The organism is Pedobacter segetis, assembly GCF_016623585.1.
Classification (GTDB): Bacteria; Bacteroidota; Bacteroidia; order Sphingobacteriales; family Sphingobacteriaceae; genus Pseudopedobacter; species Pseudopedobacter segetis.
Map to the genome: position 1 here is coordinate 62,347 of NZ_JAEHFY010000002.1, position 24,939 is coordinate 87,285.

The 24,939-nt window shown below is 34.3% G+C and carries 24 protein-coding genes; 4 read left to right on the plus strand and 20 right to left on the minus strand.

Annotated features, from left to right (window positions below):
- Nucleotides 1-17: 17 nt before the first annotated feature.
- Nucleotides 18-986: a glycosyltransferase family 4 protein gene (locus I5M32_RS01645; RefSeq protein WP_200584397.1), complete on the minus strand. Its 969-nt coding sequence runs from the start codon at nucleotides 984-986 to the stop codon at nucleotides 18-20.
- A 491-nt stretch (nucleotides 987-1,477) separates the two neighbouring features.
- On the opposite strand from I5M32_RS01645, the gene I5M32_RS01650 reads away from it, so the two are divergent.
- Nucleotides 1,478-3,238, plus strand: a complete 1,761-nt coding sequence (locus I5M32_RS01650) for a right-handed parallel beta-helix repeat-containing protein (RefSeq protein ID WP_200584398.1) — start codon at nucleotides 1,478-1,480, stop codon at nucleotides 3,236-3,238.
- Between the two features lie 32 nt (nucleotides 3,239-3,270).
- On the opposite strand, the gene I5M32_RS01655 is transcribed toward I5M32_RS01650, so the two are convergent.
- The 9 genes from I5M32_RS01655 to ung all read right to left on the minus strand — a co-directional run bounded on the left by I5M32_RS01655 (nucleotide 3,271) and on the right by ung (nucleotide 13,485).
- On the minus strand, nucleotides 3,271-4,164 hold the full coding sequence (locus I5M32_RS01655; protein ID WP_200584399.1) for a polysaccharide deacetylase family protein: 894 nt from the start codon (nucleotides 4,162-4,164) through the stop codon (nucleotides 3,271-3,273).
- A complete protein-coding gene (locus tag I5M32_RS01660; RefSeq protein WP_200584400.1) occupies nucleotides 4,164-5,216 on the minus strand; it encodes a glycosyltransferase in 1,053 nt (350 codons plus the stop codon). The genes I5M32_RS01655 and I5M32_RS01660 overlap by 1 nt, the downstream gene beginning before the upstream one ends.
- The gene (locus I5M32_RS01665; RefSeq protein WP_200584401.1) at nucleotides 5,197-6,432 is read right to left on the minus strand and encodes a VpsF family polysaccharide biosynthesis protein; all 1,236 of its coding nucleotides are present in this window, start codon (nucleotides 6,430-6,432) and stop codon (nucleotides 5,197-5,199) included. The genes I5M32_RS01660 and I5M32_RS01665 overlap by 20 nt, the downstream gene beginning before the upstream one ends.
- The gene (locus I5M32_RS01670) at nucleotides 6,433-7,788 is read right to left on the minus strand and encodes an oligosaccharide flippase family protein (RefSeq protein WP_200584403.1); all 1,356 of its coding nucleotides are present in this window, start codon (nucleotides 7,786-7,788) and stop codon (nucleotides 6,433-6,435) included.
- A 232-nt stretch (nucleotides 7,789-8,020) separates the two neighbouring features.
- Nucleotides 8,021-10,396, minus strand: coding sequence for a GumC family protein (locus I5M32_RS01675; RefSeq protein ID WP_200584405.1), 2,376 nt, complete (start codon nucleotides 10,394-10,396; stop codon nucleotides 8,021-8,023).
- A gap of 9 nt (nucleotides 10,397-10,405) precedes the next feature.
- Entirely contained in the window at nucleotides 10,406-11,185 is a 780-nt protein-coding gene (locus tag I5M32_RS01680; RefSeq protein ID WP_200584407.1) for a polysaccharide biosynthesis/export family protein, read from the minus strand.
- A gap of 227 nt (nucleotides 11,186-11,412) precedes the next feature.
- Nucleotides 11,413-12,321, minus strand: coding sequence for a cation diffusion facilitator family transporter (locus I5M32_RS01685; protein WP_200584409.1), 909 nt, complete (start codon nucleotides 12,319-12,321; stop codon nucleotides 11,413-11,415).
- 2 nt (nucleotides 12,322-12,323) lie between these two features.
- A complete protein-coding gene (locus I5M32_RS01690) occupies nucleotides 12,324-12,779 on the minus strand; it encodes an META domain-containing protein (RefSeq protein ID WP_200584411.1) in 456 nt (151 codons plus the stop codon).
- Nucleotides 12,780-12,807: 28 nt separating this feature from the next.
- Entirely contained in the window at nucleotides 12,808-13,485 is a 678-nt protein-coding gene (ung, locus tag I5M32_RS01695; RefSeq protein ID WP_200584413.1) for a uracil-DNA glycosylase, read from the minus strand.
- Between the two features lie 82 nt (nucleotides 13,486-13,567).
- Between ung and I5M32_RS01700 the strand changes: the two genes are divergently transcribed.
- A complete protein-coding gene (locus tag I5M32_RS01700) occupies nucleotides 13,568-14,131 on the plus strand; it encodes a tetratricopeptide repeat protein (protein ID WP_200584415.1) in 564 nt (187 codons plus the stop codon).
- A 196-nt stretch (nucleotides 14,132-14,327) separates the two neighbouring features.
- Here I5M32_RS01700 and bcp read toward each other — a convergent pair whose 3' ends face one another.
- The 4 genes from bcp to I5M32_RS01720 form a co-directional block, all read right to left on the minus strand.
- Complete coding sequence (gene bcp, locus I5M32_RS01705; protein ID WP_200584417.1) at nucleotides 14,328-14,789, minus strand: thioredoxin-dependent thiol peroxidase; 462 nt, start codon at nucleotides 14,787-14,789, stop codon at nucleotides 14,328-14,330.
- Nucleotides 14,790-14,792: 3 nt separating this feature from the next.
- Entirely contained in the window at nucleotides 14,793-16,508 is a 1,716-nt protein-coding gene (locus I5M32_RS01710; RefSeq protein ID WP_200584419.1) for a M23 family metallopeptidase, read from the minus strand.
- Between the two features lie 14 nt (nucleotides 16,509-16,522).
- A complete protein-coding gene (locus I5M32_RS01715) occupies nucleotides 16,523-17,134 on the minus strand; it encodes a fumarylacetoacetate hydrolase family protein (protein ID WP_200584421.1) in 612 nt (203 codons plus the stop codon).
- An 82-nt stretch (nucleotides 17,135-17,216) separates the two neighbouring features.
- The gene (locus I5M32_RS01720; RefSeq protein ID WP_200584422.1) at nucleotides 17,217-17,780 is read right to left on the minus strand and encodes a T9SS type A sorting domain-containing protein; all 564 of its coding nucleotides are present in this window, start codon (nucleotides 17,778-17,780) and stop codon (nucleotides 17,217-17,219) included.
- Between the two features lie 183 nt (nucleotides 17,781-17,963).
- Between I5M32_RS01720 and I5M32_RS01725 the strand changes: the two genes are divergently transcribed.
- Nucleotides 17,964-19,916 carry a KUP/HAK/KT family potassium transporter gene (locus I5M32_RS01725; RefSeq protein WP_200584424.1) on the plus strand — a complete coding sequence of 651 codons (1,953 nt, stop codon included), beginning with the start codon at nucleotides 17,964-17,966 and terminating at the stop codon, nucleotides 19,914-19,916.
- 143 nt (nucleotides 19,917-20,059) lie between these two features.
- Nucleotides 20,060-20,644 carry a pentapeptide repeat-containing protein gene (locus tag I5M32_RS01730; protein WP_200584426.1) on the plus strand — a complete coding sequence of 195 codons (585 nt, stop codon included), beginning with the start codon at nucleotides 20,060-20,062 and terminating at the stop codon, nucleotides 20,642-20,644.
- Between the two features lie 166 nt (nucleotides 20,645-20,810).
- Here the strand turns inward: I5M32_RS01730 and I5M32_RS01735 are convergent, their stop codons facing one another.
- The 6 genes from I5M32_RS01735 to I5M32_RS01760 all read right to left on the minus strand — a co-directional run bounded on the left by I5M32_RS01735 (nucleotide 20,811) and on the right by I5M32_RS01760 (nucleotide 24,814).
- On the minus strand, nucleotides 20,811-21,269 hold the full coding sequence (locus I5M32_RS01735; protein WP_200584428.1) for an SRPBCC family protein: 459 nt from the start codon (nucleotides 21,267-21,269) through the stop codon (nucleotides 20,811-20,813).
- 1 nt (nucleotide 21,270) lies between these two features.
- Nucleotides 21,271-21,630, minus strand: coding sequence for a DUF1304 domain-containing protein (locus I5M32_RS01740; protein ID WP_200584430.1), 360 nt, complete (start codon nucleotides 21,628-21,630; stop codon nucleotides 21,271-21,273).
- A gap of 6 nt (nucleotides 21,631-21,636) precedes the next feature.
- A complete protein-coding gene (locus tag I5M32_RS01745; protein ID WP_200584432.1) occupies nucleotides 21,637-22,560 on the minus strand; it encodes an alpha/beta hydrolase in 924 nt (307 codons plus the stop codon).
- A 77-nt stretch (nucleotides 22,561-22,637) separates the two neighbouring features.
- On the minus strand, nucleotides 22,638-23,345 hold the full coding sequence (locus I5M32_RS01750) for a type 1 glutamine amidotransferase domain-containing protein (RefSeq protein WP_200584434.1): 708 nt from the start codon (nucleotides 23,343-23,345) through the stop codon (nucleotides 22,638-22,640).
- An 88-nt stretch (nucleotides 23,346-23,433) separates the two neighbouring features.
- A complete protein-coding gene (locus I5M32_RS01755) occupies nucleotides 23,434-23,880 on the minus strand; it encodes a luciferase domain-containing protein (protein WP_200584436.1) in 447 nt (148 codons plus the stop codon).
- Nucleotides 23,881-23,956: 76 nt separating this feature from the next.
- Nucleotides 23,957-24,814 (minus strand): AraC family transcriptional regulator, encoded by an 858-nt coding sequence (locus I5M32_RS01760; protein ID WP_200584438.1) that lies wholly within the window; start codon nucleotides 24,812-24,814, stop codon nucleotides 23,957-23,959.
- Between the last annotated feature and the right edge of the window lie 125 nt (nucleotides 24,815-24,939).

Below are 24,939 nucleotides of genomic sequence, written 5' to 3' on the forward strand. Positions count from 1 at the left end.
CTTCAAATCAATGGATATTAGGTTGTTAAATAATTCTCAAATATTCTTTTACATACCGCTTTATTTTCATACCGCCCTTTTTTTAAAAAAGTTTCTCTGATAGGGGCACCTCTGTTCTCTAAAGCCTTGATGGTTAAGGCTGCAAGTTGGTTTGCATCATAACTATCGCTGATAAAACAGTTAGGTATATCTTGTATCACAATGCCAACATCGCCAACCGGCACAGATACCACAGGCAAATTACAGGCTAATGCTTCTTTAATTACCTGAGGAGACCCCTCGCTTATAGAAGTCATCAATAGGCAATCCGATTGGTTTAAGACTGCTCTAACTTCAGCCCTGCTCATGTTATGGATGCAATTGAAATTGATGTTGAACTGGCTTTTTGCTTTTAATATTTGTATAACTTCTTTAAAGAGGGGGTAATTTTTCACACTCCTTTCTGGATCGCCGGTAAACAAAACCAAACGCAAATTTTCTTCTTTTTTTTGGATACCTGGGTCAATATCGAAGAAATCTGCATTTACCCCGCATGGTAAAACCTCATAATTAACGTTTAATTTTTTCATGATTTCTTCCATCTCATCATTTAAGATAAAAACCTTATCTACTTTTTTTGCTATATATTTAGAGATGATGACTTGGATGTAACGCCCTTGTTTTTTTAATATATCAGACCCGTGGAAAGTAACGAATATCTTTTTCTTGGGCCTAAAAAACAGAAGAAACAATGCCGATAAGCCATAATGGATATGTATAATATCTATTTCTTCGTCTTTTTTCAAAATACGAAAAATCTTAAAAACAGATTTTAAATACACTAAATTTCCTTCTTCTTGTGCGTTTATGAAGTAAGTTTTAGCAATTATGCCAAAATTATCAACCAAGCAATCTATTTGTTCTTTAACAAATACCCCAAAATTTATTGATTTTGGGTAAGGGAACATATTGGTTATGAACAAGACTTTTGGTTTTTGAGAATCCATTAATTTATTGGTTGTATCAGCTTTTTTAATTTTATGATAAAGTGTATCGTTCAAATAAGCAATTACTTACGCTTTAAAATCCGCTTTTTAGAATATCCATTTTGCTTGTAAAACCTCGTTCTAAGATAATATTTTTTTCAATATTGGATTTTGTGCTGCTAAGACCAAATTTTAAAAGCAAGTATTTTTTGTTAATTGGCAAATTTTACGTTTTAGCTGTTGTAATGTTTCTTTTTATTCATATTAGTTGATTTGTGAGGTAAACAATAATCTAAGCAACCCTAAAAGAGGCTCTAAAGTATTTCTGCTTTTTAATAAAAAAAAGAGCAAAGAAAAAATCAACCTTCAAACTGATCATATTTATTGGGGAAATTTAAGGTAACCTTGCCCCAATTTTCTACGTAGAACAAGCATCGCCTCAAATAAGTCATCGTTAAAAATAACCTTAAAACAACATTTTGTTTGTTTTAGAAAAAATCATATCTGTGATCATGTTAAATAGTATTTTTGAAAGAAAACAACAAAAGATGACTTTTTCTGTGCTTCTATTAACTCTGTGTACATCTTTTTTAGGATGCAAAAAGGAAGAGGTTATTATTGATAAAAAGATATTATCAACTGCCGCTATTAGTCAATCAATGTTATTAAACAGCCCATATAAAGCGGGTTCTGATATTACCTCCCTTTTGCAAAGCGATGTAAACCAAGAAAATGAAATTCTGATCCCCGAAGGAACTTATTATATATCCAAACCGATCACAAAAACCAATGGCACAATAAACATTAAAAGCGATGGTGCAATTTTACAGATGGTTCCTTCGTTTCCATCGGGAAAGAAAAATTTGAGTGCGGGGTTTATTTTAACAGGTCTTAGCAATATATCTATCGATGGTTTAACGATAGATGGAAATAGGGATAATTTGTTAAATGCCGGTAAAAACTGGACCAATTATATAATGGGGATACAGATTTTGGCATCTTCTAATATTAGCATAAAAAATTGCGATATAATCAATGCGCCATCAATATCATTTAATATCCTGAACTCAAGTAATATAGAACTTGTTAACTGTTCTTCTGTTAATGGGATGTTTCATGGTATTGTATTCCAAAATTGTACAAACGCAATTGCAAGCAGATCAAAGGTAATAGGCATAGGCAACCAAGGTAATGATGTTAGAAAGGGCGGTATAGGTATGCTAGGGATCGGTGGGGACCATTTATCTTTTACGGATAATGATATAGAAAATACTTCGGATACCGGTACAAAAACCGAGGGTAGCAACTTTGTAACCTGGAGTGGCAACACCCTTAAAAACTGTGGGAAAGATGGTATTAAGTTTCAAAATTTGATAGCAGGTGAGAACCCCGGTGTAGAAGCAAACCTAGATTTTGTTACCGATGCCAAAATTATGAACAACACCATCGATCAAATTTACAATGGTAGAAACGATGGGAGTTCACTTATACAGGTTTGGAATGCGCACAACGTAGAAGTAACCGGGAACCTAATAACCGGCGGATCAAAAACCGGACAAGAGGATGGCATCTGTATATGGTCTGATACGGATATTAACGCCAAGTACATTACCGTTTCTGGCAATACGATCAAAAACACCAACAGGTTTATTTACCTAAGTAAGGTTAGTAACGCAACAATCACCGAAAATAATTGTGAGAATTTAGTTGCGCCTAAAACCAAGTATGATGGTTTTACTGCCGAGTATTCTGATAAAATATCAGTTACTAATAACCTATTTAGAAGGAGCGCCACAGGGGCGATAGATGGTTTTGCGGCCAAAATGTACGAGAGCGCAAACTTTGAGCTACAGAACAATAAGCTAGAAAATGCTTATAATGCTTTAGAGTTGAGTTTTGTATCGTCAGATTCATCTTCGGTTAGCAACAACCAAATGGACAATTTTTCTAGCTATGCTATTTCTGTTTATTCAACAACCACAGGTACGGTACTAAATTCGCTAAAACTGATGGGCAACACTCTTTCTAGAGCGGGCATGGCAACTGGTTATAGTGCTGTAATAAGGGTTGATCCAACTAATTTAAGTATAGATGATTTAGATCTTTCTAATACAAAAATTATTGGCAACGCAAGGTTTGGCGATGTTGGGCTTGAGGTTAAATCTGATTTAAAAAAGGTAAACACACTTAATTTAACAGGGTTTAGCGTTACCGGAAACGTGTTTTACCCTGCATCTGTAGATTTAACTGCTTGCAAAACCATACTAAAATAAGAAATTAGGATTTGTTTAAAATATTGGTAAAATTAAGATTTAAAAAACCTTTGCCATACACCAACCATTCTACAAATTGCCTCTAAGTTAGATACGTTTTCAAATACCCCAAACCTAGGAAGCTCATAAATTTGCGATAATGCCTCTTTTGTTAACGGTAACGGTTTTGTAGTATAAGCTATTTTATAATCTAGTTTTTTTAGGTATTCTATTTCCCTTGTACCATAATCTCCATTGGGGTAAGCAAAACTATTTATGCTATGCCCGATCCATTCTTCAATAATAATTTTAGAGGCCTTTAATTCTTCAAAAGATTGCTCATCATCACAATTGGGCAGTATTGGATGGGTAAGGGTATGCCCGCCAATGGTCAAAAATTCTGATTTGGAGATTGATTTTACCTGTTCGATGGTCATGGCTTCCCTTGGTAAAGAAACTGATTCTTTGATTTTTTTTAGTGCCAATTCTCGGGTTTTGTTAGGCACTGTTTTAAGGTGCTGAACAGTAAAATCCCCGATATTGTTTTTCTCGGCAAAATCTACATAAGGCCACCAATAATTACCATTTTGAACAGGTTCTGTAGTTATAAAAATAGTTACGGGCAATTTATATTTATTAGCAATTGCCACAATGTTTTCTTCATTGCTTTGCCACCCGTCATCAACGGTAATGATCACCCCGCCTTTTGGGAATTCTTTCTGATTTGTTGAGATGGCCAATAAATCTTGTTGCGTTAAAAAGCTGAAATTGTTTTTTAACAACCAGGTTACACAAAATTCAAAAAGCTTTTTGCTAGGGTTATGAAAGTAAATTGAGAGAATGTATTCGCCGTTTTGGGCCTTCTTTCTAGATCTTTTGATAAAGCCTAAAACGATAAAAGCTAAACTGATCAACCACGCTAAATAATTTCTGACCTTGTTTTTCATTATATGAGCTGTTTGTAGGCTTTTAAATAATTAATGGCGGTATCTTTTACCTTAAACTTACCTTCTGTAACCTTTAAACCCTGTAAACATTTTTTTTCTATTTCATTATCCTGATAATCAGAAACAACTTGCCTAATATCAGAAACTAAATCATTCACATTATTTATATCAAAAATATAAGCAGAATCTACATTTTGCAGCACCTCTAACGGCCCTTCAATATTAGATGAAATTACTGGTATGCCTGTGGCAATGGCTTCAATTACAGTTATGCCGAAACCTTCAAACCTAGAGGGTTGCACCAAAGCGTGGTAATTTATCAAAGATTCATAGATCCATGAACGGTCTTTAGGGCCTAAAAACGAGACCTGATCTTGAAGTTTTAGCTCTTCGCAGAGGTTTTTAAGATAACTTTCAGATGGGCCATCGCCAATAATATCTAAATGGATGTTTTTAATGCCAAGCTTATGCACTATGGTAAACATAGCTTCCAGTAATATATCTTGTCCCTTTTGTTCATGCAGAAGGCGGCTTATTTGTACAAGCTTAAATTGTTCATCAGGTTTAACCTTGTAATTTTTTTTGGTTTTAAAAAGAGTGAAATCTATCCCGTTATAGATCATTTCAGAAGTTAATCCTCCTCTATCCATTAAATCATGCTCAACTGCTTTAGATATAGAGAACAGTTTTTTGTAATTATGAAGATTTTCTGTAGCTACGCCTGTTGTATGTGCCGTATAAATACATCTCGATTTAAAAGGAAAGAGAATATCGATAATATTGGGCGTATGGCAATGTATTACCGAAGGATTTATACGATATAGCGTTAGCCAGAGCTTACTTAGATAATAAGGGTTTTTACTGCCTTCTGGCCTATTGATCAAGATGATCTTTACCTTATTTGAAATTCTATTTAAGATCTTTTTGTCGTAATGATCATTGATGACTATCAATGTAGTATCGATATGTTTTGATTGTTCTTCCAAGATATCAACCAGCATATTCTCTATACCACCTATCAAAAAAGAAAAACTAATATGGCAAACTTTCATATAAAATATTATCTGTTGGTACTTTCTTAACCTCTAAAACCTTAAAATCCAAAAATACATAATAAGCCATCACCAATATGGTAATCACATAAGTACTGGTTGCTAAAGAATTGTTTGAGGAAGAAACTGCAATAAGGGTAAATAGGATAGGGAGCTTAATATCTGCCCCAATGTTGTGCATCATACAGTAAAGAAACCTGATTAAACTCACTATGAGTATAACGGTAACGGCCAAACCAAAATTCAATAACCACTCGATATAAAAATTCTCGATAATTTCTACCCCTGATAGATACTGCAGCATATCAATTTTACTCAAACTAATACCGGTCCAAAATAAATCGTGTAAATCTACATATTGCAAAATATTAAGGGATCCAACTCTTGCTTCGGCACTTTCATCTACATGGGCCAACCCTGCAATACGATCACCTAAGCTTGTGAAACTTATTACTACTATCAGTATCAATGCAAAAGAAGCCAGGTACATTAAACCGCTCTTGATATTTCTGCTCGGTTCTTTGGTAAACCCCAATGCGTTTAATATGATATTTAACAGAATTGCCCCAAACACGCCCAATAAAGCACCCCTTGCCCCAAAACAAAAGATAGATAGCATACCGGCAAGTAATACGCCCATTTTTAAATAGGTTTCTTTTGTTGCCAAAAAAAGAATAATGGTTAAAACAGACATGATCAATGCGTTGTTTAACGGATGCCCAAACAGGGCGGTTGACCTAAAATAATCAAAATACCATGGCGATTCTTTCAAGAACAATAATCTGCTAGATACTTTTTCTATTACCGCTATACCGGCGTTAAGGAAAAAAAAGCAGTACATCCACTTTTTAAAATCGTTCAATATCTTTTTGTCGGTTATCCTCAAAAAAATCAAGATGATACACGGTATTACCAGCGAATCTAAAAACCACGACATAGGGTTAGAATTTTTTGTGAGCTGCCCGTATATTACGATACCGAAACAAATAGATAGATAGGTAAGTTCGTTTTTCATCCTAAATAACAGATCGGCCACTGTTATTTTACCTATGATAAAATAATAAACAAGCAGGCCTATTACGATATAAAAAAGGGGATAAACTCTATAGATAAATAAAGATGTAAAGTCGCGGTGGTGCCAACCAACAATCTCCAGTATATTGTCTCCAAGTATAAAAATGATGAATGAGATAACATAGAGCGTGATACGTTTCATCTAATTATTTTCCTTGTGCTGTTTATCTGTTTTTTTTAGCTTATCCCTAATCTTGTCTTTTACCATTAGCAGGTTAGCGCTAAGTACTTCAAAAGTAAAATATTCTGATTTAAATAAATGGATGTTACTTTTTGTTAAAATGGTAAACATGGCTACCGCACAATAGGTTTCTGTTAAAAACCAAGAAATGGCTGCTCCTGGCGATCCTAAATATTTAATCAAGCCTAAATTTAATATTATATTGATCAAAGCTGCCGATAAAGTAATCAAAAAGAATTTTTTATCCATTTTTAAATTAACCATAGCTTGTATGCCAAATAGCATGTTTAATGCTAACATCATGGGCATAAAAGCCAAAATCTTAAATATCAGTATGCTTTCTAAAAACTTATCCCCGTAAAAAATGCGCACCGTAAAGCCTCCTAAAATTAGGATGCCAAATGCAATAGCTAAGGTAGAAAAGATGATGATCGGGATCATCTTTTGAATTATGGCAATGCCATCTGCTTTGCTATTACCAAATGCTTGGCCAATAATTGGGAATAAAACCACGCCCAATGGAGAGATCAAAAGGGCTTGGATAAGGATGATCAATTTCCAACCGGCGGTATAAAACCCAACCTCTGCCAATGTGCTAAAATAGCCTAAAAATATAATGTTGATGGTGGTATAAACCGTATGTGCAAAAGAATGGAAGAAAAGTATCTTATCTTCCCAGATCATACGATAGATCGCTTTTAAGCCGGGGAATATAATTTTGAGGGTGTATAATCTTATTGCCCAATAAAAAGAACCAACCCCTACCACAATTTGTGAAATGCTGATGAGAAGGGGCTGTAAAATATAATCGTTTTTTTGCCTTATGAAATAAAGGAAAGATAAGTTTAATACCACTTTAGCGATTAGATTAAACAATGCAACTTGCTTAAGATCTTGTTTAGCGGTATAAAAATAATTGCAATCAAAAATAGAGGCAACGCAAACTAAATAAGTATAGATGGATAATAGCAGATCGTTTTTTAAATTCTCGGAATAAAATATCAACCCTGTAAAAATGATGGTTGATACGATAAATAAAAATATCTTGGTAAATAATACCTTGCTAAAGATGCGGTTTAATTTAGCTTGATTGCCCAGATTCATAGCTATGGACCTTGAAGCAGATAATTCAAAACTATAACCTATAAATAACACAAAATAGGCTACAATGGAGCTGATGTAATTTATCGATCCAAAATTAGACGGACCAATGATCCTGACTATAATGGGAATAGTAACTATGGGCAATAAATAATTTAATATTTGCACAATAACCAATGCGCCCATATTAGTTATTGCTTTTTTCTGTGTGCTCAACTGTTTTATTGTTTATTGTTTAGCTTTTACGTTGGTTTTGATAACAAGGTTGTTATAATAAATTAGCGTAATTTGGTTCTTGGTTTGTAATTAAGCCAATATTCATAATCCTTTAAATTTGTAGGCTAAAAAATCGGATGAAGACCCACCATTAAGAATATAGCTGAGAAATATTTACAATTAAACAAAGGATATTAACCGTCTGCATCAGATTTCAATCTTAGGCATCTAGCTAAAATCTTTTCCAAAAATCGCTAAAGATGTTTCTGCCTTCTTTTAATTTAGAATAGCTATTACCGTAATTATAACCATATCCATATTTGGTCCTTTGCACACCATTAAACACTATTTGAATATTATTGAGGTGTTTTTTGTTGTTTATCTCCCTTAAAAATTCTAATTCTTTGGTTTCTGTAAATCCTTGTTTAATGATGTATAAAGTAATATCCGTTAACCTAGAAAGAATGGTTGCATCAGGGAAAAGGTGTACAGGTGCGCTGTTAATGATAATATCATCAAAATTATTTTTGAGGGCATCTATCAAATATTTTAATTGGGGCTTTTCTAACAATTCGGCAGGGTTGTTCACTATCGCACCGCTTGCTATAAAGTACAAGTTCGGGTTAAGCTCTGTTTGATGGATGATATCTTCTAGTTTAGCCTTATCGTTTAAAAAATCAGTAATGCCGGGTTCTCTATCTTTTAGTTTAAAAGTTTCTTCTAGCTTAGGTTGCCGTAAGTTCATCTCTAGGATAATGGTTTTTCTAGAAACTTGTGCTAAGGTAATCCCTAAGTTACTACTTATAAAAGTTTTCCCTTCTTCGGGTAAACTTGATGTTACCAAAGTAACCCGCCCATTGGTTTTATCGCCATAAAGATAGTACAGGTTGGTGCGAAGGGTTCTTAGCTGTTCTCTAATGGTACTGGTGCCCGTGGTTTCAAAAGAGATCAAACTCTTATTTTTTTGGAACGCTACCTCCCCAATAATTGGGATCTCTAAAACATTCTCTATATCGCTTGCGTTTATTACGCTTTCATTAAGGTTGTTTCTTAAGTAAATGATGCCAATGGGTAACGAAAACCCTAAAATAAGTGCCAAAGCCAAAGCAATTTCTTTTTTGGATGCCATTGCTTTACTGATATAAGCTTGGTCAACTATCCTTACCGTTGATACTAGGGTAGCGTAATTGGCAGCTATTTCTTCTCTTTTTTGCAATAAGTAGGTATATAACCCTTCTTTTACTGCTTGCTGTCTTTTAATGCTTACCAGCTGACGTTCTTCTGTCGGGATTTTTTTTATTGAAGACTCTAATGCCGTATTAAACGATTGCAATTTTTCTTGTGTACTCAACAAAGATGATTTTATGCTTGCTATGTTTTCTCTGATTGCGGCCCTTGTAGTGGCAATCTGCCTGTTCAGAGGTTCAAAATCGGGGTTGGTTTCAGGCGATACTGCCAATAAACTGGATTTTTGCAACAACAACCTCGATAAGCTTTCTATCAGTGAATTTAGCGCAGGATCATTTATTTCTAAAGTGGCTGGTGGGCGTGTGGTTAGCGGGGAGTTCACATAATTTTCAATTTCGTTAATAACGCTTAGTTTTACTTTTACATTGTTTAAGAGCCTATCGTTATCCTGCAAATTCTCTAAATTTATTTTGGCTTCCGTACTAATATCGGTAAGGCCACGGCTACTTTTAAATCCTTCAATATCTAATTCAACAATATTAAGTTCAGAGGTTAAAGAATCTAAGCGATTGTCTAAGAAAGCTAGGGTTGCTTTTGCGTTAAGTTCGTTCTCTTGTTTGCCGTAGTCTTTATAATCAGAAATGAGGGTGTTTAAAATATCCTTTCCCCGCTGTGCAATTTCATCATCTAAGGTTAAAGAAACCGAGGTTGATAATTTGTTGGTTAAGGAAACATCTATGGCTTTTTGGTAGTCTAAAGCCAATTTTTCGCTATCTAAAAATGTTATCTGTATGGTTGCGCCTTTATATTCTGACAACAAATTTGTGGGCTCTAGCCTCCAAGTACCCCACGTATTGCTTAACAAGGTATTAAAATTACATTCTTTTAGCTGGTTGTCTGGCGCTTTTAAGAAAAAACTCTTTTTATCTTTTATAACAATGTAAACAACCTGCTTTTTATCAGAATTGGCGTTTTTTCTTTGATTTGGCAATACCGGGTTAAACTGGATTAATCTTACCGGAGACGATTTATATAGATTGCTAAAAATCAATCCTTCCTTTTTGCGAAAAACCGTTGCCAATTGTAGCTCTTTTATAACTTGGCTGATCAGCCTGTTAGATTTGATGATCTCCATCTCATTCTCAATCTGCTTAGAAGAGCTTAGTAGATCTATCTGGCTAAGTGCCGATTGTTGATCGGGTGATTTCTTGTTCTCATTAATGATTAAGGTGGCGGTTATCTGGTAAGAAGGCTTGGCAAAATGTATGTAAACTACAGCTGCCGATAAGGCAAGCAATAATATCAAAACAAATAAAGGCCAATGGTAAAGGTATTTAACAAGGATGCTCTTTATACTGAAAGGTTTTTTATTTTCTTCAGGAATAATAAGCGTTGTTATTTGAGGTCTTTGCTTGGCCATAAATTATATTTACAACTTAAAAGTTGTTAATGTGATAGCAACAATAGATAATGCCGATAATACTAGGGTTAGGGTGCGATAACCTATATCTACCGGGGCATATTTGGTGCGGCTAGGTTCTACATATATCTCGTCGTTGTTTTTAAGATAATAATAAGGAGATTCGAATATTTTTTTTGATGTTAAATCAATAGGTATGTATTTTCTAACGCCATCAATTTCCCTAACTAAAATCACATTTTTTCTTTTTGCCGTTATATTAAGATCGCCAGCCATGGCAAGTGCTTGGGTTACGGTGGCTCTTTCGTTCCTCAACGTAAAAACGTTTGGATTTTGTACGTCTCCGTAAACATAAATTTTGAAGTTTATTAGCCTTACATTTACGGTAGCATCCTTATAATAATTGAGTAAAAGCGGCCTCAATTTTTCTCTTACCTGTAAAGTAGTAAGGTCAGAAACTTTTAATATCCCAATTAAGGGCAGTTCAATCTCTCCTTTTTCATTAACCAAATAACCCGTTACGGGGTTTTCAGATGAGTAATCGAAATTGTTCCCGTTTACCCGGTTTAGATTATAATTAAATATAGCTGAAGATTCTGGATTTCTGCTGTTTACATTAACACCTAAAATATCTCCGGGCTGTATGGTTAGTGGCGAGTAGTTAGAAACTTGTTCTTCGGTAGCTTTATTGTGGTTAAGATCTTGGAAATAAGGGATATTTTTATAAGAACTGCATGAACTGATTAAGGTAGCGAACAGCAGTAAGAGAAAAATATATGTTTTATTCATATAATCGATGGAATTATCTTTTGGGGTTAAATATAATGAATTATGTGTAATAGGGAAAAATAAAACAGGTAATAGATTTTTCTAACTCCATAAAGTCAAAAAAAAATTAAAAGAGCATGGAAAGGTAATTTAGATTTGGGGTTTTTAGATGTGAAATTTTAAACCTCGTTAAATTTCTTTTTTATTTCTTAAAAGTATTTCATTTATAAATATTTAGACGTTAAATCTTAAGCTTTAAACACTTTAGCCTCAATAAAAATTTGTTTGATCATGGGTATCTGTGTTTTAATTTCTTTTTCTAAGCTGCAAATAATTTCTGCCAATTCTGTCCCTCGCAAATGATCTTTAAACTCTATATCTAAAGCTAACAGAACTTCGTTAGGGCTTAATTGCATGGTTAAGGGCGAAAGTAATTTGTGCACATTTTTATTTGCCTTAACTATGCGTGTTATTATTTGTATCTGCTCTTTATTGGCACTTTCACCAATCAATAAATTTCTACTTTCAACTACCAACAAAACGGCAACAATGGCCAATAAAACGCCAATAGAAATAGAGGCTGCCCCATCAATAATCGGGTTGTTTAAGTAATGACTTAAGAATACGCCAATGGCTGCTATCAATAAGCCTAGTAAAGCCGCACCATCTTCAAAAATCACAATAAACAAAGATGGATCTTTACTCCCCCTCAATTTTTTAAAAAATTTACCATTTCCTTCTAATTTTAAAAAGCCTTTAACGGCAATAACAAATGAGGTGCCTTCAAATGCAAAGGCTGTGGCCAAAACAATATAATTCCAAAAAGGATCTGTTAATTCTTCTGGGTTTTTAATGTGTAATATCCCTTCATAAACAGACATCCCGCCACCTAAGCCAAAAATTAAGACCGCTACTATCAAAGACCAAAAGTAAATTTCTTGTCCATGCCCAAACGGATGGTTTTCATCTGCCGGTTTTTTGCTTCTTTTGATTCCGATCAACAACAAAATTTGATTGCCAGAGTCAACTGCGCTATGTATGCCTTCAGAAAGCATGGAAGAACTTCCGGTAAAAGCGGCAGCAATAAATTTAATAATGGCTATGCCGATATTTGCCGCAAGGGCTGCATAGATGGAAACTTTAGAACTTGAGGTCATGGTTAAAAATATATCGCTTTAAAAACCGCTAAAGGAGCTTTCTTGTTGATGTTTAAAGCAAGGGTATCGTTTTTTATGGTATAATTATCTGCCAGTTTAAAAACTTCTAAAAATTCTTTCTCATTAAAAGTAACACCTTGGCAGGCTTTAAAGGTTGATATCATTTGAGAAAACGCAATTCTATTGCCATTTTGTAATTTGAATTTACCGCCAAAAGAATTGCAACCGGCAAACCCTTTTAATAGGCTGTCTTTAGATTTTAACATAAAATAAACCTCTCTTTCTTGCAATGCAGACATGCTTACTTTTTGTCCCTCAAAAGTTATCAGCTTCCAATATTTATCTGTGATCATATTATTTTCTATATGATCCGGCGCAGCGTTCTTCAGCTTATTACTACAGCCAAAAAAAACAATTGTACCCATTATCATCAATAATTTTAAGGATTGTGTTTTCATATTTCTTTTAGCTTTTGTTATTCTGCCTTTAAGATAATTTCCAATCAATTTCTGTTTTACCCATATCTTTTAATATTTGGTTGGTTTTACTAAACGGTTTAGAACCAAAAAAACCACTATATGCAGAAAACGGAGATGGGTGTGGAGATTTAATGATATGATGTTTTGTAACATCGATCAACTCTTCTTTGGCCTGGGCAAACTTGCCCCATAGAATAAAAACGATATTTGTTTTATTGTCTGATAAGGCCTTAATCACTTCATCTGTAAAAATCTCCCATCCTTGATCTTGGTGCGAGCCTGCCAAACCTGCACTAACCGTTAAGCTAGAGTTTAACAATAATACACCTTGTGTTGCCCAAGAGCTTAAATCCCCGTTTAGGGGAGCCTCAAAACCATTAATATCATCTTCTAACTCTTTAAAAATATTTTTTAGTGATGGTGGAAGCTTAATCCCTTTCTGCACAGAAAAGGATAGGCCGTGTGCTTGGTTGGCACCATGATAAGGGTCTTGGCCCAATATCACTACTTTTACATCATCAAAAGGAGTAAGGGCAAAGGCCTTAAAAATATCATCTCCTTTAGGATAAACTATTTTTCCGGCTTTTTTTTCGTCCGTTAGAAATTGTTTTAGAGATTTCATATAATCTTTCTCAAATTCTTGATCTAATACCTTTAACCAAGAAGATTCTAATTTAACCGACATATTTATTTGTATTTTATTGATTAAAAGCGCAAATAAATGGATATTTGCGATCAATAAAAATAACACAATAATTAAGCTAGATATGCCAAATTTTATAAGAATTATAGTTGCCGCTGTGATATTGGGGGCTGCCATTGCTTTGATCATCTTCTCTTCCTTTTGGGGATGGGGCATTTTATTGATATTTATGGCCCTATTGGTTTTTATTACCTATATATTTAATGAGCGTATGCTTTTGGCACAATGGTATCTAAGAAAAGAAAAAATGGACAAAGCTGAGGCCACCTTGTATGGAATAAAAGATTATCATAAAGAGTTATACAAAGGCCAGTATGGTTACTACCAATTGTTGATCGGCTTAATAGAATCGAGGAAATCACCTATGAAATCTGAAAAATACTTTAAGAAAGCTTTAAGTTATGGCCTAACAATGGATCATAACATTGCGTTAGCAAATTTAAGTTTAGCTGGCGTAGAAATGGGCAAACGTAACAAAAGGGAAGCCCAACGTTTATTAAAAGAAGCAGAAAAAGCCGATAAAAACAAACTGATGGCAGAACAAATTAAGATGATGAAAGGGCAAATGAACCTGTTGGATAAAACCCAACAAGTTCGTGGTGGAAAGGGTACTTATAGGCAGTATTAACAATAATATTGATTTTTGATGGAAATTTTAAAACCATTAATTTTAAGAGAATACGTAGTTGATAGGGATAATAGGATACATATCTCTATAAGATTAAAAAAACCAAGTTGTAAAAAAGAAGGATTTACAACATAGTAACATAAAAGCGAACTCTTAAAAGGCTAAAAAAGAACCGAGAAATGCCCTATTTCTAATCTTAAGCTAAAGCATCTAACACTTGCTGAGAAGAGTTTTTGGTGTCCACCTTTTCTATTACGGTAATGATTTTACCTTCTTCATCTATCAAAAAGGTTTTGCGGGCGGTACCCATGTATTTTTTGCCGTACATATTTTTTTCTACCCAAACGCCGTATTTTTCTACTATTTCTTTATCGGTATCGGCAATTAGCGTAAACGGAAGCTCAAACTTAGTTTCAAATTTTTTATGCGATTTCTCATCGTCTGTGCTTACGCCTACTACTTCAAATCCTTTACCCGTTAAAAATTGATAGTTATCCCTAAAATTACAAGCCTCTGCATTGCAACCGGGCGTATTATCTTTCGGATAGAAATACAAGACCACTTTTTTGCCCTTAAAATCGCTTAGAGAAACGTTATCTCCATTTTGGTTTTTTGCGGTAAAATTTGGGGCTACATCCCCTTTGCTAAACTCTAACATTTTTTATTTATTAAATTGAACGGAATATATGTTTTTATTGTCTTTGTTATCGCTAACAATCAATCCGAAGGTATGTTTACCGGGCTTTAAATTTTTATCAAATTCATGCCATAATCTACCTGTTTTGTAATCGTATTCCATTAAAACCCACTCGCCATCAATATATCCGTTAAAACTTTTAATGCCAGATAAATTATCGCTTATGCGTAAAACAACTTTGTTTTGTTGGCTAAGGTACGCACCTTGTTTAATGTTTAGTGGGATGATGGAAGGAGGGATGCTGTCATAACGTAAATAAAAATCGCCAAAAACTTTTGGGTTTGCAATAATGTAACCGTCTTTAAGTTCTCCGCCTTGATAGCCGTAAACGGTATTAAAAACAACCAATTTATCTAATTTTTTTAATGTGCTATCTGGCTTTATGGCCAACTCATAAAAATCGTGAACTGGGGTATATTTATCGGCGATCTTATAAATTTTAGAGACCGAATAGCTAGGTTTCGCAGCTTCGCTATAATTAAAGTTTAAATCGTTATAAAGAATACCTTTTGGTAAATTTAGTTTAATGTCTTCGTTATTATAATTATTTTCTTGGTTACATAGCATTTTAATTCCCGTATCTTTTGGTAAGGGTTTTAAAGCTAAATTAGGATCGTTCTTAACCTTAAGGGATAAGGTACTGGTATTACCGGCAATATCTTTTAAGATATATTCTAAAGTATGTAAATCATTATCATAAAATGAGATAAAACCATCGTTTACCAATTTGTTGTAAAATTTGATTTTTGGGTTTTGTGAGGCGAAACCTTTTTGGACCGTAATACCTGTTTTTAATTTATAAGCATAATCTATATAGGCATTTACCGCCCTGGTATTATCGAAAGAAAATTTGTTGATAACGGTTTGATAAATGATGTTCCCATCCAGTTTAATAGTAGTAGAAAACAAACCGTTCTTGTTGGCAGACCCGTCTTGCTGGTCATAAGCCATAATTCCCAATCCAAATTGCCCATTAACGGCGATCTCTTTGTTTTTACCCAAGTTGTAATTTCCATTGCTGCCATAAACTTGGTACGATTGTTTGGGTGTGAACTGATCAAACGGCCTTTCATTAATTTGATATAGGTAGAAACCACCGATAGTTGGTGGGATATGATCGGCAATTTCAATCCCTAAAGAAAGTGGATTGATGGTTTCCTCTGTTTGGGTGTTGCGCAGCTCGAAGTGTAAATGTGGCCCAGCAGCGCCTCCCGTACTTCCAGACCAAGCTATCACATCTCCTTTTTTCACGGGGATTTCTATGGGTGTAAGCATGAGGTCTTGCGTAAAAGAATGCTCCCTGTATTGATTGTTTTTTGCTACCTGCGCTATCAGTGGGTTAAACTTTTCAAGATGCCCGTAAACACTTGTAATCCCGTTTGGATGATTGATATAAAGTGCATTACCAAAACCTCCAATTTGTATCCTCAACCTAGAAATATAACCATCGGCAACAGCATAAACCGGGTAACCATCTCTTTGGTTGGTTTTTATATCTATGCCAGAGTGGAAATGATTTGGTCTTATTTCCCCAAAACTCCCTGCCAAGTACATTTTTATATCTAAAGGATTGATGAAATAATCTTTAGAAATAGCAGGTACAGAATTGATTTGCGCACTTAAATTTAGATGGAAAAATAAGATTGAAATAAGTATGAACGTTTTTTTAAGGTAGTGCATTTTTTTTTTTGATACTATTTAATTTCGAAGTTTAACAACTCGTGTTGATCTAAATTACCGATGAGTTTATCACCAATGTTTACTTTCCCAACCCCGGCAGGTGTGCCAGTAAAAATAATATCTCCTTTTTTCAGGGTAAAGAACCGTGAGGCATAGGCAATCAATAGATCAAAGCTGTTGAGCATTTCTGCGGTGTTTCCTTTCTGTTTTTCGATACCGTTCACGCTTAGGTTAAATTCTATGGAATTGGTGTCCCCAAAATCTGATTTTGGCAAAAACTCGCTTATTACGGCAGAGTTATCAAATGCTTTTGCAATTTCCCAAGGTAATCCCTTTGTTTTTTGTAACGATTGTAGATCGCGGGCGGTAAAATCTATCCCTAAACCAATTTCTTCATAGTATTTATGGGCAAACTTTTCGGCAATGTTTTTCCCTTCTTTACAGATTTTCAACAATACTTCTACCTCAAAATGAATATCCTCAGAAAAAGAAGGATGATAAAATGGTTTGTTATTTTTTAAAACTGCAGTATCAGGCTTTAAGAACAACACGGGCTTATCTGGTATTTGGTTGCCCAATTCTTTGGCATGTTCGCTGTAATTTCTCCCTACGGCTATTATTTTCATTTCAATTTTCTGTTTAAAGCCCTAAAATATAAAAGCCCCGATGATTTTTTTCATCAGGGCCGTAATATTTTTATAATATTATTTAAAGTACAGAAATTCTTTTGATGATAGAATCTGATCCTGCAACTATCCTTAAAAAGTAAAAACCACTATTAAGTTTAGATTCTATAAAAAATTTATTGCTTTGGTTGCCCGCTTCTACCTTTTGCGACATTAATACGGCCACTTCGTTTCCCAATACATCCATTATTTTAACGGTAACCACGCTGGGCTTATTTAAGCTGTAAGATAAATTTAATTGGTTAGAAACAGGGTTTGGGTATATCTTCACATTATCTATTGGTTTGGTTAATTCTAAACCTACGCTAGATACATTTTTGCTCTCTTGTTTCTGTTTGCTTTGCGCCTCGGTATTTTTTGATCCAATTTTTAATGAAGTCATTTGAAACATGAAGCTTTCAAAGTCTGAAGGGATATTTGTTTTAAAAACAGGGCGGTTTGGTCTGTTATCCTTAATCTTTACCGAGTTATTGATAATGGTATCTACCACCGGGTTAATACCTTTAGAAAGCGCAGGAAACACCATCGCAAAATTTGCGAAGATGAAAACAGTGGCTAACGTTATTTTAAGGTATTTATTTTTCATGTTAATTATAAATCAAAAGTATAATAAAAAATTCAAAATTTTTATTATTCTATTTTAAATTTTGCGGTTTAACAAATTTTAACACAAATCTTAATCCAGTTTTATCATATACGAAATTGTGTAGTAATAGGTTGTGATTTTTAATAATTGATTTACTTTTGTGGTCTCAAATAAAAAAAAATCGTGTCTAAACACAATAATTTAAACAAATTATCAGCTGCGGGCCTTTTAATAAGCCTAGGGATAATTTACGGCGATATTGGTACTTCTCCACTATATGTATTTAAGGCAATAATAGGAGAGCATATTATCAGTAAAGATTTAATACTGGGCGGCCTAAGTTGCGTTTTTTGGACCCTTACCCTGCAAACTACCATTAAGTATGTTTTGATAACCTTAAATGCCGATAATAAGGGTGAAGGAGGAATCTTTTCTTTATTTTCTTTGGTTAAAAGAAAGGCCAAATGGTTGGTTTTCCCCGCTATTGTTGGCGGTTGTGCTCTTTTGGCAGATGGGATTATCACGCCACCTATTACCATATCGGCAGCAATCGAAGGATTAGAGATCTTTAACCCAGGTTTACATACCATCCCCATAGTGATCATCATTATCACGGTTTTGTTTGTTATCCAACAGTTTGGTACTTCTTTGGTTGGTAAGGCTTTTGGGCCAATCATGTTTGTTTGGTTTAGCATGATGGGGGTTTTGGGCGTTAGTTATATCGTTAAATACCCGTTTATTTTAAAAGCTATAAACCCTTATTACGCTTTTGATCTTTTGGTAAATAAACCCGGTGCTTTAGCCATTTTAGGAGCGGTGTTTTTATGTACAACAGGGGCAGAGGCATTATACTCTGATCTTGGGCATTGCGGCAAGAAAAACATTAGGGTAAGTTGGGTTTATGTTAAAACCTGTTTGCTATTAAACTATTTTGGGCAAGGCGTTTACTTATGGCAAATACAAAATGAGCTTTTAGACGGTAGAAATCCTTTTTACAGGATGATGCCCGATTGGTTCTTGATCATCGGCATTTCAATAGCTACGGCTGCCGCAATAATTGCTAGCCAAGCTTTAATTTCTGGTTCTTTTACCTTAATTGCAGAAGCGGTAAGGTTAAATATTTGGCCAAAGGTTAAGATCAATTACCCATCAGAAGAAAAAGGGCAGCTATATGTGCCCAGTATGAACTGGTTGCTTTGGGCGGGTTGTTTGGTAGTGGTTTATTATTTTGAACGTTCAGAAAACATGGAGGCTGCTTACGGCTTATCCATTACTATTGCCATGCTGATGACTACCATCTTGGTGGCTGTTTTCTTAAAAAAGAAGAAATACCCAAATTACCTCATCGGGATATTTTTGTTGATATATTGCTCTATAGAATTGATTTTCCTTTCTGGCAACATCCTTAAGTTTTTACATGGTGGCTGGTTTACCGTTCTAATAGGTTTTATTCTGTTTAGCGTGATGTGGGCTTGGTACAATGCCAGAAAAATCAAAAACAGGTACATGAAATTTGTTGATATTGAGCAATATTATGAAATTATAAAAGCTTTAAGTATTGATGAAACAGTACCTAAATATGCCTCTCAGTTGGTTTATTTAACCAGTGCAAATTTCGCATCAGAAATAGAGTCGAAAATTATTTATTCTATTTTACAGAAAAAGCCAAAAAGGGCAGATGTTTATTGGTTGGTACATGTTGATGTAGTGGACGAGCCTTACCGTTGTGATTATAAAGTAGATCATTTGATAGATGGTAAGTTAATACGTATCGATTTTAAACTAGGCTTTAGGATAGAACAAAAAATAAGTGTTTTGTTTAGAAAAGTGGTAGAAGATTTAGTGGCCAATAATGAAGTTGATATCACCAGCCGCTTTGAGTCTTTGAACAAGCACAACGTAGTTGGCGATTTTAGATTTGTGGTTTTAGAAAAAGTGGTCTCAAGGTCTAATAAACTGTCTTTTTGGGAAAAACTGACCTTGGATTATTACTTTCTGTTAAAGCATTTAAGCCTATCAGAAGAAAAAGGTTTTGGTTTGGACCTGAGCTTTGTAACCTTAGAAAAAGTGCCTTTAATGGTTACCCAAAATGATAATTTTGAATTGCATAGGATGGATAATCCTAAGCCGATTTAGTCGAGTTTTAGTTTATTAGAGATTTGTTAATTAGTTCATTAGGCATTGGTTCATTAGTCATTAGGTTATTAGTAGATTTGCAATAACATAAGTTATTTGCTCTTTAGAAATTATTTTCAGTTTATAAAATCAGTATGTTTTAAATGGCAGCATTACAAAAAAGTTATTTTGAGGAGTTGCTTTTTGAGAAAAGGGATTTTGCCCAAGATCCTTTAGATAAAGGTGAGTATGAGCTGTGCGAATTTAAGGATTGTAACTTTGGCAATGCCGATTTATTTGAGATAGTTTTTACCGATAGCAAATTTATTGGTTGTAATTTTACCTTGGCAAACATCGCCCAAACTGCATTTAGAAAAGTGAAATTTAAAGATTGCAAGCTTTTAGGCCTTCATTTTGATCATTGTAACCCGTTTTTGTTAGAGGTTGGATTTGAAAATTGTAACCTTAATCTTTGTTCTTTCTATCAGTTAAAATTAAAATCTACCATTTTTATCAATTGCACTTTACATGAAGCCGATTTTTCTAATGCAGATTTAACTTCCGCAAAATTTGATGAATGTGATTTGCTTTATACCAAATTTGACCAAACTACCTTAGAAAAAGCCGATTTTTCTACCGCTTTTAATTATCAAATAAACCCTGAGGGCAATAGAATCAAAAAAGCCAAATTCAGTTTACATGGTTTGCCAGGCTTGTTGGCCAATTACGATATTTTAGTTGATGGATAAAACCCTGTTTTGCGATGCTTAAAGACATTATTATTGATCAGTTTTTCTTTTATTTTGATGCTCTGTTTTTAAGTATTAAAAAAAGCTAGATGGGTAAACAATTAAATAGGGATGCCTTTGCAAAGCATTTTAAAACACCGTTTTTCTTAATTTTAGAAATGGTTAATTAATCCCCATTCACATATTTCTCAAACTCATCAAAACTTTCTGGGAGCCTTTTCTCAAAACTTTTCACAATTGTATTTTTTAAAACTCTCCCAAAGCCCTTCGGTTCAAAAGAAACGATTTGGGTAAACGCTGTTTGCCCGTTTTTGCCCACCACTTTATAGGTATGATGAAACTCGCCAAGCTTAATAAAACCAAACATTTTCATTTTAGAATAATGTGTAAACTCTTGATTAGGTTTTACATTCTGGAATTCTACAATCGCTTTACCAGATCCTTTAAAGATGCCACTCATTATTGTTCCGTTTCTGATCTTACCTTTTGGTTGGGTGGTTGCTTCTAAATAGAGGCTGTTCCATTTTACTTGCTCGGTTGGCGTTATCAATTTTTGATAGGCTTCCTCTACCGATGTATTGATGATTCTGCTGCCCGAAATGGTAATTACTTTGCTGCTATCCATCTTATCTTGAGAAAAATATTAATATTATTGCGATAGCAGACGGTAACGCTTGAACAAAATAAATCTTCTTTGATATGGTTAAACCTCCATACAAGCCAGCTATAAGCACACAAATAAGAAAAAATAAGGCAATATTATAAGCCCATACCTTATCTTGGATAACAAGAGACCAAATAAGGCCTGCTGATAAAAACCCGTTGTAAAGCCCTTGGTTGGCCGCAATACTTTTTGTTGGTTTAAATAAATTTTCGGGCAAGGTGTTAAAGGTTCTTTTACCAATGGTTTCCCATTTGAACATTTCAAAATATAGTATGTAAAAGTGTTCTAATGCAATTAGCGCAATAAAAATTTTCGATATCATTTCTTATTAGTTTATTGAATGTAAAAAACTTGAAACCTCATCCACAGATCTTCCGATAATTATAGGATCATCATAAAATTGAAAATGGACAGTTTTGTTTATCCAGACCGATTTTTTGTTTTCTGCGGGTATTGAATTGAAAACCTGTTTGGCAAATTCATAACCCCCATCGCTCATCTCACCGTGAATAACCAAGGTAGGTTTGGTTATTTTTTTAGCAACAGCCAAAGCATCAAAAGTCAATGTCTCTGCCTCGCTCATTGCCGTAACTTTGTTTTGCCAACCACCCCGGTAGCCAAAATACGGAGCTTTGTTTTCCCAGGGATGATACCAGTCATAAATGGGCAAGGGCGGTAAAAGTTGTGAAGAGCCAATGCTATCTACAATTTTTATGTAATCAACCTTGCCTGTTTTTTCAAACCTTTCTTTTGCCAAATTTGCGTTATCCAAATGTTTTTTCCAAATGGTTTCATTACCCAACAAATGCACCATATTCTCTTTAATTAAATAATTTCCAGAAATTAAGGCCGTTGCTTTTACCCGATCATCTTCAATAGAAACCTGCATCATTTCGTTTGTGCCGTTGCAAATGCCAATAAGAGAAATTTTGTTTGTATCCACGTCTTTTCTTGAGATTAAATAATCAATTGCTGCTTTTACGTCTTGTTCTTTGTTTTTCAAGCTTTCAAATTGCCTTGGTTGTCCTTCACTTTCTCCATAACCTCTTGCGTCAAAACATAAGGCTACAAAACCTTTTTCGGCTAATCTTGTGGCGTATTGAACTGGCGATTGCTCTTTTACAGAACAAATCGGACCTAAAACAACTACTGCTGGTTTCTTCTCTTTCGTTTCATTATTGCATAAAAGTCCAACTACATTTTGGTTGTTACTCTTAAAATTTATTTTTTTGGTAGTGAAATTATTTGTCATTTTATTATTTTGATGATTACACGAAAAAATGGTTGTGGCGATAGCCACAACCATTGAATAGTTAAATAATATTTTCATTATTGTTTAGTTAAGAATTTAACTACCAATTCGGCTGTTTCTTTTCCGCTACTTCCTTGTTGCCCGCTTATTAAATTTGCGTCTGCTACGGCAAAAGATTTATAGGGTGATGTGCCTGTAACATATTTTGTATTCAGTTTTTTGGCTTCGTCTTCTATCCTAAACGGTTGCATTTTTTTACCTGCTCCTTTATCTACAATATCTTCTTCTGCGTTACAAAAGCCCGTCCATTTTTTACCTTCGGCTAATAATTTCCCATTGCTCAATTTTGTTTTTAATAAAATACAAGAACCGTGGCAAATGGTGGCCGATGCTTTTCCTGCTTCATAAAACTGTGCAAAGAGTTTTTGTAAATTTTCGTTATTATAAAAAGTTTGCATCGGTCCCAAACCACCTACAACAAATATCCCATCAAAATTTTGCGATTTAATTTCGTCCAATTTTATCGTGTTCTCCATTAAAGCAATGGTTTTAGGATGGTGCTTAAACCCTGTGCTTACCAAATCTAACTCTCTTGCGTTCATACTTTCAGGATCGCTCCATCCATCAAAAACAATTTTACCACCATTGGGCGAGGCAATTGTGATGTCATAACCTGCTTCTGTAAAAACTTGGTAAGGTTGTGCCAATTCTGATAGCCAAAAACCTATCGGGTAACCTGTTGTTTCTGATTTTACTTGATTGGATACTACAAATACGATTTTCATTGTTTTAGATTTTTTTGTTTGAGCATTTGTGAAATTGAACATTCCAAAAAATGCAAATGCTGTGATTAAAACCGATTTTTTCATTTTTTTAAATATTTATTAATCCTATCGTTGTTTTTTTTAAGTTGTTTATTTTAGAAATCAAGGTTTCTTTAGAAACGCCCATCAGTCTTTCATAATTTAATTGAAAAAGCCAAATAGCTTGCTTCGCATCGCTTTCGGTTGCAATTTTAAATAGCACCCAACCATCATACGCCCCGCCATAAAGAAATTTTTGTGAAAGGTTATTTTCAATCAATGGTATGCGCAATTCGTTTGTGGTAGCCAAATGCACCGAACCGTCTAAATGAATATGCCCCAATTCATTTTCGCCCACATAAAAATCTACGCCATCAACTCTAGTGTTATCGTACAAATCCCAATGCGTTGCAGAAATCACATTTTCCCATTGCTGAATGGCATTGCTTACCATTTGTGGGTAAGCCGTCATTAATGGTGGTGGGGTTATTGGTCCCTTTTCCTCAAGTGTCATCATTTCTTTGTTTAATGACGCAAAGATGAGGGCTTTGTAAAAGAAGGTGTTAGGACAATTCGTAAGATTGTGGGTACTTTTAGGGATTCTTTCTAAAATCTTGGGGCGAAAGCCCAACTTGCTTTTTGAAATAACGGGCAAAATAGCTGCTGTCTTCAAAACCCAATTGATCGGCTATTTGGCTTACCGTTAGTTCTGAAAAATGCAGCAATTGTTGGGCTTCTAAAATAATTCGTTCTTTAATAATTTCGGTAGTTGTTTTTGCGCTTGTGGCTTTTACAAAAGTATTTAATTGATGGGTCGAAATATTCAATCGCGAAGCATAATCAGAAACAGGAAGGTTTTTAGCGAAATTTAATTCTACTATTTTTTTAAATTGTTTAAAAACTATAATTTGATGTTTGCTGCTATGTTTTTGGTTTTGAAGTGTAAATAATTTTTGGACGTTCTTTAATAAAACAAATAACAAGGCCTGTATGCTTTCGGTATTATATTCGGTTTGCTTACATTCTTGGTAAAGCAAATCTATAATGGGTTGTATGTTTTTTTTGTCTCCAATTTTAAGCTTTAAAAAGGGGTTTTCGTACAAATTATCTAAATAGGAAAGCTCAAAAAGAATATTTTTATTTTGAAATATCTGTAGAAAAAACTGTTCTGTAAATAAAATCACAAAGCCCTCAATACCTTGCCATTCTTCAAATAAATGCAGTTGCCCTGGCGAGATAAAAAACAAGGTGTTTTCTGCAATTGAATAGTTCTTATAATCTATACTTTGTTTGCTTTTGCCTTTTTTTATCCATAAAATCTCATAGAAATTATGCTTGTGCGGGAACTCAATATTAACTGGCTCTACCATATCTTCAAATCTGTCCACCAAAAAATCAACCTGTTTGTTAGGTTGGTTTACAAGGTTAGCAATGGTTATGGTTTTGAACATTTCTAAAGCTTAATAAAGTCAAATATTTTTCTTTGGTATCATTTGTTACTTTCCGCATTAAAAAGGATGTAAAGTATTTTCTTTTAACACATTAAATTTTTTGGATAGCGTTTTTTTAAATCTTT

What these genes read in the sequence shown, in the direction of transcription:
- I5M32_RS01690 (WP_200584411.1), bottom strand. Translation starts at nt 12,779, where the DNA reads ATGAAAACACAATCCTTAAAATTATTGATGATAATGGGTACAATTGTT.
- I5M32_RS01675 (WP_200584405.1), bottom strand. Translation starts at nt 10,396, where the DNA reads ATGGCCAAGCAAAGACCTCAAATAACAACGCTTATTATTCCTGAAGAA.
- I5M32_RS01740 (WP_200584430.1), bottom strand. Translation starts at nt 21,630, where the DNA reads ATGATATCGAAAATTTTTATTGCGCTAATTGCATTAGAACACTTTTAC.
- I5M32_RS01660 (WP_200584400.1), bottom strand. Translation starts at nt 5,216, where the DNA reads ATGAAAGTTTGCCATATTAGTTTTTCTTTTTTGATAGGTGGTATAGAG.
- I5M32_RS01645 (WP_200584397.1), bottom strand. Translation starts at nt 986, where the DNA reads ATGGATTCTCAAAAACCAAAAGTCTTGTTCATAACCAATATGTTCCCT.
- I5M32_RS01655 (WP_200584399.1), bottom strand. Translation starts at nt 4,164, where the DNA reads ATGAAAAACAAGGTCAGAAATTATTTAGCGTGGTTGATCAGTTTAGCT.
- I5M32_RS01730 (WP_200584426.1), top strand. Translation starts at nt 20,060, where the DNA reads ATGGCAGCATTACAAAAAAGTTATTTTGAGGAGTTGCTTTTTGAGAAA.
- I5M32_RS01685 (WP_200584409.1), bottom strand. Translation starts at nt 12,321, where the DNA reads ATGACCTCAAGTTCTAAAGTTTCCATCTATGCAGCCCTTGCGGCAAAT.
- I5M32_RS01735 (WP_200584428.1), bottom strand. Translation starts at nt 21,269, where the DNA reads ATGGATAGCAGCAAAGTAATTACCATTTCGGGCAGCAGAATCATCAAT.
- I5M32_RS01700 (WP_200584415.1), top strand. Translation starts at nt 13,568, where the DNA reads ATGCCAAATTTTATAAGAATTATAGTTGCCGCTGTGATATTGGGGGCT.
- bcp (WP_200584417.1), bottom strand. Translation starts at nt 14,789, where the DNA reads ATGTTAGAGTTTAGCAAAGGGGATGTAGCCCCAAATTTTACCGCAAAA.
- I5M32_RS01745 (WP_200584432.1), bottom strand. Translation starts at nt 22,560, where the DNA reads ATGACAAATAATTTCACTACCAAAAAAATAAATTTTAAGAGTAACAAC.
- I5M32_RS01680 (WP_200584407.1), bottom strand. Translation starts at nt 11,185, where the DNA reads ATGAATAAAACATATATTTTTCTCTTACTGCTGTTCGCTACCTTAATC.
- ung (WP_200584413.1), bottom strand. Translation starts at nt 13,485, where the DNA reads ATGTCGGTTAAATTAGAATCTTCTTGGTTAAAGGTATTAGATCAAGAA.
- I5M32_RS01755 (WP_200584436.1), bottom strand. Translation starts at nt 23,880, where the DNA reads ATGATGACACTTGAGGAAAAGGGACCAATAACCCCACCACCATTAATG.
- I5M32_RS01720 (WP_200584422.1), bottom strand. Translation starts at nt 17,780, where the DNA reads ATGAAAAATAAATACCTTAAAATAACGTTAGCCACTGTTTTCATCTTC.
- I5M32_RS01750 (WP_200584434.1), bottom strand. Translation starts at nt 23,345, where the DNA reads ATGAAAATCGTATTTGTAGTATCCAATCAAGTAAAATCAGAAACAACA.
- I5M32_RS01650 (WP_200584398.1), top strand. Translation starts at nt 1,478, where the DNA reads ATGTTAAATAGTATTTTTGAAAGAAAACAACAAAAGATGACTTTTTCT.
- I5M32_RS01715 (WP_200584421.1), bottom strand. Translation starts at nt 17,134, where the DNA reads ATGAAAATAATAGCCGTAGGGAGAAATTACAGCGAACATGCCAAAGAA.
- I5M32_RS01710 (WP_200584419.1), bottom strand. Translation starts at nt 16,508, where the DNA reads ATGCACTACCTTAAAAAAACGTTCATACTTATTTCAATCTTATTTTTC.
- I5M32_RS01760 (WP_200584438.1), bottom strand. Translation starts at nt 24,814, where the DNA reads ATGTTCAAAACCATAACCATTGCTAACCTTGTAAACCAACCTAACAAA.
- I5M32_RS01665 (WP_200584401.1), bottom strand. Translation starts at nt 6,432, where the DNA reads ATGAAACGTATCACGCTCTATGTTATCTCATTCATCATTTTTATACTT.